This is a genomic window from Tsukamurella sp. USMM236 (assembly GCF_037148755.1).
Taxonomy (GTDB): domain Bacteria; phylum Actinomycetota; class Actinomycetes; order Mycobacteriales; family Mycobacteriaceae; genus Tsukamurella.
Genome location: NZ_JBBCSS010000002.1, coordinates 45,625 through 58,771, shown reverse-complemented (window position 1 = coordinate 58,771; position 13,147 = coordinate 45,625). Strand labels below are relative to the sequence as shown.

The 13,147-nt window shown below is 71.3% G+C and carries 8 protein-coding genes and 1 riboswitch; of the genes, 5 read left to right on the top strand and 3 right to left on the bottom strand.

Annotated features, from left to right (window positions below; translation table 11 throughout):
• The first annotated feature begins 26 nt into the window (after window positions 1-26).
• From WFK95_RS06080 to WFK95_RS06070, 3 genes are read left to right on the top strand one after another with little or no spacing between them, the layout of a single operon-like run.
• On the top strand, window positions 27-2,228 hold the full coding sequence (locus WFK95_RS06080; RefSeq protein ID WP_336670179.1) for a malate synthase G: 2,202 nt from the start codon (window positions 27-29) through the stop codon (window positions 2,226-2,228).
• 14 nt (window positions 2,229-2,242) lie between these two features.
• Complete coding sequence (locus WFK95_RS06075; protein ID WP_336670178.1) at window positions 2,243-3,082, top strand: spermidine synthase; 840 nt, start codon at window positions 2,243-2,245, stop codon at window positions 3,080-3,082.
• A 10-nt stretch (window positions 3,083-3,092) separates the two neighbouring features.
• Window positions 3,093-4,196 (top strand): hypothetical protein, encoded by a 1,104-nt coding sequence (locus WFK95_RS06070; protein ID WP_336670177.1) that lies wholly within the window; start codon window positions 3,093-3,095, stop codon window positions 4,194-4,196.
• A gap of 13 nt (window positions 4,197-4,209) precedes the next feature.
• Here WFK95_RS06070 and WFK95_RS06065 read toward each other — a convergent pair whose 3' ends face one another.
• A complete protein-coding gene (locus WFK95_RS06065; RefSeq protein WP_336670176.1) occupies window positions 4,210-6,243 on the bottom strand; it encodes an HNH endonuclease signature motif containing protein in 2,034 nt (677 codons plus the stop codon).
• Window positions 6,244-6,576: 333 nt separating this feature from the next.
• On the opposite strand from WFK95_RS06065, the gene WFK95_RS06060 reads away from it, so the two are divergent.
• Both WFK95_RS06060 and nhaA read left to right on the top strand, forming a co-directional pair.
• The gene (locus WFK95_RS06060; RefSeq protein ID WP_336670175.1) at window positions 6,577-6,831 is read left to right on the top strand and encodes an antitoxin; all 255 of its coding nucleotides are present in this window, start codon (window positions 6,577-6,579) and stop codon (window positions 6,829-6,831) included.
• 100 nt (window positions 6,832-6,931) lie between these two features.
• Window positions 6,932-8,788 (top strand): Na+/H+ antiporter NhaA, encoded by a 1,857-nt coding sequence (nhaA, locus tag WFK95_RS06055; RefSeq protein ID WP_336670174.1) that lies wholly within the window; start codon window positions 6,932-6,934, stop codon window positions 8,786-8,788.
• A gap of 67 nt (window positions 8,789-8,855) precedes the next feature.
• Here nhaA and gcvP read toward each other — a convergent pair whose 3' ends face one another.
• Both gcvP and WFK95_RS06045 read right to left on the bottom strand, forming a co-directional pair.
• Entirely contained in the window at window positions 8,856-11,687 is a 2,832-nt protein-coding gene (gcvP, locus tag WFK95_RS06050; protein ID WP_336670173.1) for an aminomethyl-transferring glycine dehydrogenase, read from the bottom strand.
• A 56-nt stretch (window positions 11,688-11,743) separates the two neighbouring features.
• Window positions 11,744-11,852: riboswitch (glycine riboswitch) on the bottom strand.
• Between the two features lie 50 nt (window positions 11,853-11,902).
• Window positions 11,903-13,099, bottom strand: coding sequence for a macrolide family glycosyltransferase (locus WFK95_RS06045; RefSeq protein ID WP_336670172.1), 1,197 nt, complete (start codon window positions 13,097-13,099; stop codon window positions 11,903-11,905).
• Between the last annotated feature and the right edge of the window lie 48 nt (window positions 13,100-13,147).

The window sequence follows — 13,147 nt, the reverse complement described above, 5'->3', positions numbered from 1 at the left end:
AGCTACGAAGGGGTTGAAGTACAACCATGGTTGACACCGCCCGGACATCCGTCGCCGGCCTCGAGGTCGCAACGGTCCTCTACGACTTCATCAACAACGAGGCACTTCCGGGCACCGGTGTAGACCAGACCGCCTTCTGGGCGGGCGCCGCGCAGCTGATCGGCGACCTGGTCCCGAAGAACCGCGCGCTGCTGGCCACCCGTGACGAGCTGCAGGCGAAGATCGACGCGTACCACGCCGCCGCTCCGGGCGAGATCACCGACTTCCCCGCGTACAAGCAGTTCCTCACCGACATCGGCTATTTGGTGCCGGTCCCCGAGGACCGCGAGATCACCACCGCGAACGTCGACACCGAGATCACCTCGACCGCCGGCCCGCAGCTGGTGGTCCCGATCCTCAACGCCCGCTTCGCGATCAACGCCGCGAACGCCCGCTGGGGCTCGCTGTACGACGCCCTCTACGGCACGGACGCCATCTCCGAGGCCGACGGCGCGGAGAAGGCGCCCGGCGGCAAGCCCGGCTACAACAAGGTGCGCGGCGACAAGGTGATCGCCTTCGCCAAGGACTTCCTGGACAAGGCCGTGCCGCTCGAGTCCGGCTCGCACGCCGATGTCGTCGAGTACCGCATCAACGGCACCGAGCTGCTGGCCACCGTCAAGGGCGCGTCGGGCTCCAGCGAGGACGCCTCGGTGTGCCTGGCGGACCCGGCGGCCTTCGTCGGCTACACCGGCGAGAAGGACGCCCCGTCGGGCATCCTGCTGCGCCACAACGGCCTCCACCTGGAGATCCAGATCGACGCCGCCTCCCCGATCGGCTCGACCGATCGCGCGGGCGTCAAGGACGTGCTCGTCGAGTCCGCGGTCACCACGATCATGGACTTCGAGGACTCGGTCGCGGCCGTCGACGCCGACGACAAGGTCGTGGGCTACCGCAACTGGCTGGGCCTGAACAAGGGCGACCTCGCGGAGGAGGTCAGCAAGGGCGGCAAGACCTTCACCCGCACGCTGAACCCGGACCGCGTCTACACCGCCGTCGACGGCTCCGAGCTGGTGCTGCACGGCCGCTCGCTGCTGTTCGTCCGCAACGTGGGCCACCTGATGACCACCGACGCGATCCTCCTGAACGGCGAGGAGATCGGCGAGGGCATCCTCGACGGCATCGTCACCTCGCTCATCGCGATCCACGGCCTCTCGGGCGACATCCGCAACTCGCGCACCGGCTCGGTGTACATCGTGAAGCCGAAGATGCACGGCCCCGACGAGGTGGCCTTCGCCGCGGAGATCTTCGCCCGCGTCGAGCAGCTGCTGGGCCTGCCCGCGCTCACCCTCAAGGTCGGCATCATGGACGAGGAGCGCCGCACGTCGGTGAACCTCAAGGCCGCGATCGCCGCCGCGAACGACCGCGTCGTGTTCATCAACACCGGTTTCCTGGACCGCACCGGCGACGAGATCCACACCTCGATGGTCGCGGGTCCGATCGTCCGCAAGGGCCAGCTCAAGGGCCAGACCTGGTACCCCGCGTACGAGGACAGCAACGTCGACATCGGCCTGCACGCGGGCCTGCAGCACAAGGCGCAGGTCGGCAAGGGCATGTGGGCCATGCCCGACCTGATGGCCGCGATGCTCGAGCAGAAGATCGCCCAGCCCAAGGCCGGCGCGACCACCGCGTGGGTGCCCTCGCCCACCGCCGCGACCCTGCACGCCCTGCACTACCACCTGGTGGACGTGTTCGAGGTGCAGAACGAGATCGCCAAGCGCGATCCCGCGTCGGTCGACGACATCCTCACCATCCCGCTCGCCCCGAACGCGAACTGGTCGGAGGAGGAGAAGCGCGAGGAGCTCGACGAGAGCGCCCAGTCGATCCTCGGCTACGTCGTCCGCTGGATCGACGCGGGCGTCGGCTGCTCGAAGGTGCCGGACATTCACGACGTGGCCCTCATGGAGGACCGCGCGACCCTGCGCATCTCCTCGCAGCTGCTCGCGAACTGGCTGCGCCACGGCGTGGTGACCGAGGACGAGGTCATCGAGGCGCTCAAGCGCATGGCCCCGGTCGTCGACCAGCAGAACGCCGGCGACCCGACGTACCGCCCGCTGGCGCCGGACTTCGACACCAACATCGCCTTCCAGGCGGCGAAGGACCTGGTCCTGCTCGGCGGCACGCAGCCGAACGGCTACACCGAGCCGATCCTGCACGCGCGTCGCCGCGAGTTCAAGGCCGCGAACAGCTGAGCGGTTCCGACCCCGTGACGGACACCGGGCCGGTCGTGATCGAAGCCGATCGCGACCGGCCCGGTGCGTTCACGGTGCTCCTCGACGGGACGCCGCAGAGCTACATCGACACCGGCGACCCGACGAACCTCGTCTTCGAGTACGTCCGGCGCATCGGGCACGTCGTGGACCTGGTGCGCCCGACCGGCGAGGCCATCACCGCCGTCCACCTGGGCGGCGGCGGCTTCACGCTGCCCCGCTACGTCGCCGCCACCCGCCCCGGTTCGCGCCAGCAGGTGCTGGAGAACGATCGCGCGCTGATCGACGCGGTGCGCGCCGCCGCGCCGCTGCCCAAGCGCGAGCAGATCAAGATCCGCTGCGCCGACGCCGCGGTCGCCGCCACCGCGCTGCCCCCGGGCATGCTCGGCACCGTCGATCTGCTGGTCCTGGACGTCTTCGCCGGGGCCCGCACCCCGGCGGCTCTCACCACGCGCGAATTCTTCGCGTCGCTCGTCCCCTTGCTCGGCCCCGGCGCGGTGGTCGCGCTCAACATCGCCGACGGTGCGCCGCTCGCCTTCGCCAGATCCGTAACCGCGACCGTCGCCGAGGTCTTCGGCGGGCCTACCGATGGCTCCGTGGCGATCGCGGCCGAGCCGGCGGTGCTGAAGGGCCGCCGATTCGGGAACCTCGTACTGGTGGCGGGTGCCGTGCCGGATCTGCTGGAACGCGGTCTGGGGCGCCGCCTGGCCGGCGATCCGTTCCCGGGAACCCTGCTGGCGGGCGCCGAGGCGGCCCGGTTCGTCGCCGGGGCGAAGCCTTTCACCAGCGCGAACGCACAGGAGTCTCCTATGCCACCGCGCGGGCTCTTCGGGTAGGTTGCTCTCGATGGGATCACATCGTTCTGGAACCGGTTCCCGTGGCGTCGCGCGCTGGCTGATCGCCGCGGTGGTCGTCGTCGTCGTGATCGCCGCCGTGGCGGCCGCGATGGTGTGGCTGTCGGGGCGATCGGAGCAGGAGGGCCGCGACGCGGCGGCCTCGTGCGTGCGCGGCGACCTCGCGGTCCAGGTCGCGGCGGCCCCCGCCCTGGTCGGCCCGCTCCGCCGGGTCGCGGAGAGCTTCAACGCGAGCGGCGCCGTCTCGGCGGACTACTGCCCGAAGATCGAAGTGTCGGGGATCGACTCCCCCGTGGCGCTGGACGCGCTGACGGGAACCTGGGATCCGAAGCTGGGCCCCGCGCCGTCGCTGTGGATCCCCGAGAGCACGCAGTGGACGGCGCGGCTCGCGGCCGCCAAGCCGGCGGAGCTGTCCGGGCAGCCCACGTCGATCGCCACGTCGCCGGTGGTGCTCGCCGTGCGCGGGTCGGCGCGCTCGGCCTTCGACGGTGTCCGCTGGCTCGATCTCTCCGCCCGCCAGGAGCAGCTCCGGATAGCGCTGCCGACGGGGGCCGAGGCCGACGGGACGTACCTCGCCGCGCAGTCCGTCGCCGCCGCCGTCGCCCGCACCGCGGGCGCCGCTCTGTCCGACGAGGCCGCGAAGAGCCCGGTGGTCACCGGCTCGCTCGCCCGGTGGGCGAAGGACGCGCCGAAGTCCACCACCGCCGGCGCCGCACTCGACGCGCTGACCAAGCCCGGCGATGCGATCCGCGCCGTGCCGGTCACCGAGCAGCAGCTCGCCGCGTTCGCGCGGGGGCGCGGCAACGCCGCCCCGGTCGCGGTGTACCCGTCGGGCCCGACCGCCTCGGCGACGCACCCCGCGGCCGTTCTCGACCGCGAGGACACGACCGACGCGCACGATCGCGCCGCCGCCGACTTCGTCGCCTTCCTCACCCAGGGCGGCAACGCGAAGCCGCTGGCCGAGGCCGGATTCCGGGTCGTCGGCGAGCCGGCGCCGGCCAAGGCCCCGTCGGTCGAGTTCGGCACCGTCGAGCCCCTCGCCCCCGCGTCGAACGTCGCCGTCATCTCGCTCGCGGACACCCTGAACCGGCGGTAGCCGGGCAGCGAGATCAGAAGGGTGGCGGGCCGTCGAACGACGGGGTCCGGCTCGGCGACGTGGGCTCGCCGATCGCGGCGGCGAGGTGCTCCTCGACCGTGCTGACGGGCGTGTTCGCGAGGGCGAGGTCCGCCTCCATCGCGGCGACGTTGCGCTGCCGTAGGCGCTCGCGGCGCGCGTGTTCGCGCTGGAGGCGCGTCCGTCCTCCCGGCGGTGGGGCCTGTTCTCGGCGTTTCGATTCTTCGGCGCTATCGGGCAGGGTCCAGCGCACCCGCTTTAGGTCGGGGAACAGTGCGAGGACGGTGCCACTCGGATCGACGATGTAGCGACGCCCGTCCGCCGAGGTCCACAGGATCCGGCCGTCGGGCAGGCGCGCGTCGATCCACTCACCCGCGGTCTTGAGCTGATGGTGTGCGGTGCACAGCGGCTGCAGCTGATCCGCCGAGGTAGCGCCACCCAGCTCCGGGTCGCGGTGGTCGTACTCGCGCCGATGGTCGACCTGCGCCCGCGTCGCGGGACGGGTGCAGTAGGGAAACACGCACCGCGGGAACACCAGCCGCAGGTACCGCCGCAGATCCGCCGACGGCCGATACCCGCTGCTCCCCCGCGCTGACGCCACTGCACGGGCACCACCTGCATCGCGAGCGTCGACGTCGACGCCCACACCGGGGTCCGGCGGCGCACCCTGTGGATCGGGGTCGTCATCGGGATCGTCATCGCGGCGCGGAGGGGGTGGCGGACCGTCCGGTGGCGGGCAGTCGGGCGGCAGATCGTCGGGCGGACATCCACCGAACCAGACCCCGCCACCCTCGCCCGGGCCCGAATGACCTTCGAGCCGAACGACGATGTCCGCCCAGACTGCCGCGAAGTCCAATGTCCCGCGCGGGCCGTCGAAGCCCGATGCGGGAACAGAGGTTCGCTCGCGCTCCGTCGGTCCTGGTGGCAGTTGCTCCGCGATCGCCGATTCATCGATCCGTTGGCCGAAGGGGCGGATCCTCGCGTCCTCGCGAGCAGCGAGTTCGCGCGCGTGGTCGCCGGTGATCGGACCGTGCCCGACCAGATACCCGAAGCCACCTCGCGCATCGGTAACGAGCGCCGCCCCATGATCGGAATCGCCGTCCGGCGCAGAGAGGTCACGCTCGTTGATCACCACGTTGATCATCGTCACGAACCGGGTGATCACGCCGTCCGCGTCCGGCTCGCCGTGGAAACGCGCCTCGCGATAACGACAATCGGGCGTCGCGCATTCGCAGCCGAGGGTGCTGTATCCCCGGGTGAGCTGGACCCAGCCGTCGGCGCGGCGCTGTGCCGGCGTCCGCGGATCGGCGTCGCACACGGTGCCCGCGATGTGGTCGACCCGCGCCTCCACCTCGCGTACGTCCTCAGCCGGCATGAGGGCGAACACCGCGGCCATGCCGTCCTGCTCGGGACGGAAGCTCACCCTCCGGTCCTCGATCGCCGCGCGGCGCCGCCGTTCGGCCGCCTCCGCATCGATCTGATCGACGATCAGATCGGCAGCCTCCCGCAACGCGGGGAGTGAGAGCACCTCGTAGTCCACCGTCAGCCGGTCGGCGAGAAGTTCGTCGAACCGGCGCACCTGCACCCCGTCGAGCGCCCGGGACCGATGCAGCGCCGCCTCCCCCGCCTTCGGCGAGATCACGTTCTCCCCGATCAACGCGAACACCTTGGGCAACCGCTCCACGAGGCCGATCGCCGTCTCGATCGCGATCCGCGCGGCCGTCGACCCCAACCGCAGCAGCGTCGAGACCTGCGCCTCCAACGCCACACCTGCCGCAGTGAGGCTCCGTCGGGCCTCCAGCGCCTCCGCGAAGTCCCCCGGCCGGGCCAAGTATTCCGCCTCGTCGTCGGCGTACATCACCCGATGCAGGGCGTACACGACCGTCATCGTCCGGCAGTAGGCGAGGCTCTCGCACCGACGTTGTTCGAACAACACCTCCGCAACCGCACGCTCCTGACCACCCGCGCCGAGAAGCCCCGAGGGAATAATTCCCCCAGGTAGATCGCTCAACCCGGCCGGCATCGTCATTCTTCGATTCTACGCTCGTTCGAACGATCACGCCATACTTGCTCGAATCTTGTTCGAACGGATGGCCGGTCGGCAGTACCGCCGCTCGAGCTCGCCGCTCGAGCCACCCGGAGTCCGCCACGGGCGGGCACCAAGCCGCATGGAGGTCTCCGAGCACGCCGGCACGCGAGCACGGTTTCGCCACATATGGGCCCCATCGTCTGGAATCGGAGCGATCGAGACCTCGGCGGCACCCCCGATCTCGGATACGGTGAACGAGGAACACAGCCGCGGCTGTCGCGGTGAAGCAGAGGCGACGGCGGTCAGCGGACGAGTCCATCGGAAGGTTGCATCATGGCGCTTCTCGACAAGATCAAGGAACTGCTCGGCAAGAACCCCGACCAGGTCAACAAGGTGATCGACAAGGCGGGCAGTGCGGCGAAGGGCAAGTTCGCCGGCCACGAGGACAAGATCGACCAAGCGGTGAACAAGGTCAAGGACGTGACCGGCGGTGCCAATCCGCCCGCCGGCGGTGCGACGCCGCCCGACGGCGGCACCACCCCGCCCGCCGGCGGCGAGACCACTCCCGGCACTCCGCCCCAGGGCTGACTCCGATCGACGACGCGTGCCCACCTCCCGAGGGAGGTGGGCACGCTCGCGTCGCGGGACCGACGGGCCGTGACACGGGTTCCGCCGTAGGGTGTCCGACATGTCCACTCCCGATGTGCCCGACCGTCGGCTGAGTGCGTGGGCCGACACGGCGGTCGAGAAGCTGCGCACCGAGTCCGGAAGCGCTCTGCTGCTGGTCGCCGTCTCACTGATCGCGCTCCTGTGGGCGAACTCGCCGCTCTCCGACGCCTACTTCCACCTGTGGGAGACGCCGATCAGCGTGGACATCGGCGACCTGCGGTTCGACATGAACCTGCACCACTGGATCAACGACGGCCTGATGGTCGTGTTCTTCTTCCTCATCGGCCTGGAAGTCCGGCAGGAGTTCGCCGTGGGTTCGCTCCAGGACCGCAGCAGAGCGATGGTCCCACTGATCGCCGGCCTCGCCGGAGTCGCGCTCCCCGCGCTGATCTACCTCGCCATCGCCGGCGGCACCGCACCGGCGGGGTGGGGCGTCGTCGTGGGCACCGACACCGCCTTCCTCCTCGGCATGCTCGCGATCCTCGGCCCGCGGATGTCCAGCCAGCTGCGGGTCTTCCTGCTGACGCTCACCGTCGTCGACGACTTCCTCGCCGTCGCGATCATCGGCACCGTCTACACCGAGGACCTGAACCTCACCGCCCTGGGCATCGCGCTCTCGGGCCTCGTCCTCCTGTGGCTCGTCGGGCGCAGCGGGCAGTGGCGCAGCGGCCCGTACGTCCTGCTGATCGTGGTCATCTGGGCGGCGACGATCAAGTCCGGCGTGCACCCCTCCCTCATCGGGATGGCCGCCGGACTCATGATCCCGTCGGCGAACCCGGACCGGGCGGACGTCGTGGCGGCCAAGCACGTCTTCCGCGACTACTGGCAGGCGCCGGCCGCCGGCGCGGCGCGGATCGTGACGAGCGGCGTGCGTCGCTCCATCTCCGTCAACGAACGGATGCACGAGTCGCTGCGCGGCGTGGTGTCACTGGTCGTGGTGCCGATCTTCGCCCTCGCCAACGCGGGCATCGACCTCCGCGGCGACGGCCTCGGCGACGCACTGCGCTCGCCCATCACGTGGGCCGTGGTCGCGGGCCTCGTGCTGGGCAAGTTCGTCGGCATCTCGGCGGGCACGTGGCTCTCGGTGCGCTTCGGGCTCGGGAAGCTGCCCGACGGTGTCGGACGGGGCAGTGTCCTCGGCGGCGCGGCACTGTCCGGGATCGGCTTCACGATGGCCCTGCTGATCATCTCGCTCGCCTTCGACGACGAACGGCAGGCCCAGGCGGCCACCGTCGGTGTCCTGATCGCGATGGTGCTCTCCCTGCTCCTGGGCTGGGCGGTGTTCCGGATCGCGCGGGTGCGGTGGGGCGGGACCTCGGCCGACCTGCCCGTGACGCTGGAGCCCGCGGTGCACGGCGGCGACCACGCGATCGGTGAGCCCGACGCCCCGTACACCGTGGTCGAGTACCTCGACTTCGAGTGCCCCTTCTGCGCCCGCGCCACCGGTATGGGCCGGGACCTTCAGGAGCACTTCGGAGACGACATCCGGTACGTGGTGCGCCACCTGCCCCTCGAGGACGTGCACCCGCACGCCTTCCGCGCGGCGATCGCGGCCGAGGCGGCCGCCCAGCAGGGCGCCTTCTGGCACATGCACGACATGCTGTTCACGCACCAGGACCGTCAGGAAGCCGAGGACCTCCGACGGTACGCCGAGGAGATCGGCCTGGACCTGGACCAGTACGACGCCGCCGTCGCCGACCCCGAGCTCGCCGAGCTGATCCGGCGCCATCAGCGCAGCGCGCACGACAGCGGTGCCCGCGGCACCCCGACCTTCTTCCTCAACGGGGTCCGGCACCGCGGCCCGCACGACGCGCGCACCTTGATCGCGGCGCTCGAGTCGACCGAGCTGGCCTCCGCCACGCGCCGGCGGTCCTGACCACGGTTCTCGGTCAGCGCGCGGATCGACAAGCCCCGCGTCCGGACGCACCGGTGCCGACGGGAACCTACTCCGCGAAGGCCTCGATCGGCGGGCAGGAGCAGATCAGGTTGCGGTCGCCGTAGACGCCGTCGATGCGACGGACCGACGGCCACACCTTCGCGCGCGCGCCGCCGGACGGCAGGCCCTGCGGGTAGACGGCGACCTCGCGCGAGTAGGGGTGATCCCACTCGGTCACGAGGCACTCCGCGGTGTGCGGGGCGCCGCGCAGCGGGTTGTCGTCCACCGGCCACTCGCCGGAAGCGACCCGCGAGATCTCCGCGCGGATGGCGATCATCGCGTCGCAGAACTCGTCGATCTCGCCGAGCGACTCGCTCTCCGTGGGCTCCACCATGAGCGTGCCCGCGACGGGGAAGCTCATGGTCGGCGCGTGGAAGCCGTAGTCGGCCAGGCGCTTCGCGACGTCGTCGATGGAGACGCCGGTCTCCTTGGAGATGCCGCGCACGTCGAGGATGCACTCGTGCGCCACGCGGCCGTTCTCGCCCGTGTAGAGCACCGGGAAGGAGTCGTTCAGGCGCGCCGCGATGTAGTTCGCGGAGGCGATCGCGGTGAGCGTCGCGTTGCGCAGGCCCGAGGCGCCCATCATCCGGATGTACGCCCAGGTGATCGGGAGGATCGAGGCGCTGCCGAAGGGCGCGGCCGAGATCGTCGGGCCGTTCCCGAGCGACGGCTCGAGCGGGTGCCCGGGCAGGAAGGGCGCGAGGTGGCTGCGGACGCCGATCGGGCCCACGCCGGGGCCGCCGCCGCCGTGCGGGATGCAGAAGGTCTTGTGCAGGTTCAGGTGCGAGACGTCGCCGCCGAACTTGCCGGGCCGCGCGAGCCCGACCAGCGCGTTCATGTTGGCACCGTCGACGTAGACCTGACCGCCGGCCTCGTGGACCGCGCCGCAGATCTCCCGCACCTCGTGCTCGTACACGCCGTGCGTGGACGGGTAGGTGATCATGATCGCCGCCAGCTCATCGGCGTGCTTGGCGATCTTCTCCTTGAGGTCCGCGGTGTCCACGTCGCCGGACTCGCGCGAGGCCACCACGACCACGCGCAGGCCCGCCATTACGGCCGACGCCGCGTTGGTGCCGTGCGCCGAGGAGGGGATCAGGCAGACGGTGCGGTGCGCGTCGCCGCGCGAGAGGTGGTAGTTGCGGATCGCGAGCAGGCCCGCGTACTCGCCCTGCGAGCCGGCGTTCGGCTGCAGCGAGACGCTGTCGTAGCCGGTGATCGCGACGAGCCACTCCTCCAGCTGGGCGATCAGCGCGCGGATGCCCTCGGTGTCCGCGGCGGGCGCGAACGGGTGCACCCGCGAGAACTCCGGCCAGGTGATGGACTCCATCTCCGCGGTCGCGTTGAGCTTCATCGTGCACGAGCCCAGCGGGATCATCGAGCGGTCCAGCGCGATGTCCTTGTCGGAGAGCTTGCGCAGGTAGCGCAGCATCGCCGTCTCGGTGCGGTAGGCGTGGAACGCCGGGTGCGTCAGGAACTCGGAGGTCCGGTTCTCGATGTCCGACGGTGCCGCCTGAACCGGGCTCGCATCGAACGCCGCGAGGACGGCGGCGACATCGGCCGCGGTCGACGTCTCGTCGAAGGAGACGGAGACGTGGTCGTCGTCCACGCGCCACAGGTTGTAGCCGGCGGCCTTGGCGGCGGCGAGCACGTCGTCCGCGCGGCCCGGGACCTGCACGAGCACGGTGTCGAAGAAGTCGGCGTGCACGACGGCGTCGCCGAGCGCGGCGGCCAGCGCCGAGGCGCGGGCATGCACGCGGAGCGCGATCGCACGCAGCCCCTCGGGGCCGTGGTACGAGGCGTACATCGCGGCGAGCACGGCCAGCAGCACCTGCGCGGTGCAGATGTTCGACGTGGCCTTCTCGCGGCGGATGTGCTGCTCACGGGTCTGCAGGGCCAGGCGGTAGGCGAGGTTGCCGTCGGCGTCGACAGAGACGCCCACGAGGCGGCCGGGGATCTGGCGCGCGTGCTTCGAATGCACCGCGAGGTAGCCGGCGTGCGGGCCGCCGAAGCCGAGCGGCACGCCGAAGCGCTGCGTGGTGCCGAAGCAGGCGTCCGCGCCCTGCTCGCCGGGAGGCGTCAGCAGAGTCATCGCCAGCAGGTCGGCACCGACGGCGACGAGCGCGCCGCGCTCGTGGGCACCGTCGATCACGGACTGCACGTCGGCGATCCGGCCCGAGGCGCCGGGGGTCTGCAGGATGACGCCGAAGAACTCGCCCTCGGGCAGGCCGGTGGTCACGTCGTGGACCAGCACCTCGATGCCCAGCGGCTCGGCGCGGGTCTCGATCACGGCGAGGGTCTGCGGGAAGACGTCGCGGTCGACGACCAGCCGCGGGCTCTTGGACTTGCCGGCGCGGCGCAGCAGGGTCATGGCCTCGGCGGCGGCGGTCGCCTCGTCGAGCATGGAGCTGTTGGCGATCTCCATACCGGTGAGGTCGGAGACCATCGTCTGGAAGTTGAGCAGGGCCTCGAGGCGGCCCTGGCTGATCTCGGGCTGGTACGGCGTGTAGGCGGTGTACCAGGCCGGGTTCTCGATGATGTTGCGCAGCAGCACCGGCGGGGTCAGCGTGTCGTAGTAGCCGAGGCCGATCATGGTGCGGTCCACGGTGTTGCGGTCCGCGAGGGCGCGCAGCTCGGCGAGGGCGTCGTGCTCGTCGATCGGGGCCGGCAGGGCTCCCAGGCCGTTATCGGCCTCCGGGTCCAGGATGGCCGACGGGACCGCGGCCCGGGCCAGGTCGTCGAGGCTGTCGACGCCGATGACGCGCAGGATCTGCTCGAGCTCGCTCGCGTCGGGGCCGATGTGGCGCGCGGGGAAGTTGCTCGCGGGAGTGGTGTCGGACACTGGGGACCTCCGGGCCGGGTGCCCTCTCCCTCAGTCGCCGGCGGCTCCAGAGGCGCCCAACCCACGTGGTCCTGGTGCCTGAGAGATTGACGGAGAGGTGTTGCTCCTTCGGCGCCCATGGGCCCGTGCTCGACGGTGCCCGCTGGGCTCTCCCACGCGGTGTTGCGACGCAGGAAGATTCTAACGCATTTCAGCAGGACGCCCGTACGGTGAGGTCACGCCGGGAGCCGGGACTCCACGACCGCCACCGCGGCGTCGAGTCCGCCCAGCTCCGCCAGCTCCGCCGCGAGCTCCCCCGCCCGGCCCGTGAGCGCGAGCGCCGTGTCGCACGCGGCCCCGAGCGTTGTCCCCGAGAGCTCCTCCGGGACCGGCACGGCGATCCCCGCCGCCGCGAGCATCGTCGCGTTCTCGAACTGGTCGGCGGCCTGCGGCGCGGTCACGACGGGCGTGCCGGTCAGCATCGCCTCGCTCGACCCGCCCATCCCGGCGTGCGTAAGGAGGACGTCGGTCTCCTGCAGCACCGCGACCTGGTCGATCCACGGATACACCTCGGCGTTCGGCGGCACGGACCCGTCGCTGGCGGTCACCGTCGCCGGATCCGTCCTGCCCCCGACCTGCAGGATCACGCGCCAGCCGGGCCGCTGCGCGGCGAGGTCGCAGGCGGCGCGGTAGGTCGCGGGCTGGTCGGTGAAGGCGGAGCCGAAGGAGACCAGGAGCGTCGTCCTGCGGTCCGTCCCGCCCGACGGTGCCGCGGGCGCCTCCGGCAGCCGGCGCGCCGGGCCGGTGAACGTGTACCGCGAGCGGTCCACCCGGTCGGCGTTCGGCTGCATGGACGGCGCGATGAGGACGAGCGAGTGCTCGACGTTCCCGGTGAAGGCCAGCGAGTCCTCGTGGATCCCGTGCCGGGCGAGGAGAGCGTCCTGCCGGGCGAGCATGGCGACGCCGCGGGGATCGGTGCGCAGCAGGGTGTGGAAGTCGGCCATGTCCTCCTCGTAGCCCTCCCAGGCCACGTAGGTCGGCGAGACCTGCAGGGTCGGGATCCCCCACGTGCGGGCCAGGACCACGCTCATGGACCCGGCGATGTCGTAGAGGATCAGATCGGGGCGGTCGTCCTCGTAGAGCGCGAACCACCGCGGCAGCTGGTTCTCGTACTCGTCGGCGAACAGGGTGAGCTGGTCGATGACGTCGCCGCCGTAGGCCTCGGCGTCGTCGGTCCCCGCGGCGTCGCCGATCTTCGGGAGCACGGAGTCGTAGGCGCGGAACTCGGCGCCGGTGGGTTCGATCGTGGCCCGCATGGACGGGTCGTTGGCGTAGGTCACCCGGTGGCCGCGCCGCACGAGCTCCGCGACCAGGTCCAGCGACGGGAGCACGTGGCCCGGGGCGGGGATGGAGAACATCGCGATGTGGGCCATGCCGCACACGTTAGGCCCCGGGGCGGTGCCGGGGCGAACGACTTTCTC